This window comes from Cellulomonas sp. P4_H12 (assembly GCF_056400905.1).
The window spans coordinates 1-522 of record NZ_JBFUKJ010000153.1; the positions used below are offsets into that span (position 1 = coordinate 1).

The 522-nt window shown below is 65.3% G+C and carries 1 protein-coding gene; it reads right to left on the reverse strand.

All coding sequences use genetic code 11. The features are described 5' to 3' along the window. The coding region (locus tag AC1DQC_RS20275; protein WP_477053019.1) for a hypothetical protein at window positions 1–452 on the reverse strand (452 nt) is incomplete at its 3' end. Window positions 453–522 lie beyond the last annotated feature (70 nt).

Sequence of the window (522 nt, forward strand, 5' to 3'; positions counted from 1 at the left end):
CGCTCGCCCCGCTGGCGCGGCAAGGTGTCGCTGTAGATCGCGGTCTGGCCGAACTTGCATGGCTCTGGAAACAGTTCCGGTCCCGTCGTATCGCAGATCATCGGGTCAGCCGACGAGGAGGGTTCCGCTGCCTGATCCGGAGCAGGCTGCAGGGAGGCCTGCTCGGCGCTCGAGGCTGCCACGGCGTCCGTCGTGGACGCGTCGCTGTCGCCTTCCAACAGCGCCCCGACGGTTAAGCCCGCCAGGCCGACACCGACGACGCCGACTGCGGCCCACAATTGCCAGGAGGTCTTCGGCTTTGGTCGACGGACGGTCATGGTGGTTCGCAGGCGGCCCTGCTGTTGGGTGACCAGCTCCCAGCCTTCCTGCTGCTTGCTTGTGATCGTTTTCGCCTCGGTGCCCCGGATCGCCTTGATCTCAGTGACCTCGTACCGTGTTCTCTCGCCGATCATGTCTCTTCCCGTCCTTCGATAGCGGTGTTGTGGGAACCCGTACCCAAGGACGGGGAATCCAGGTGCACGG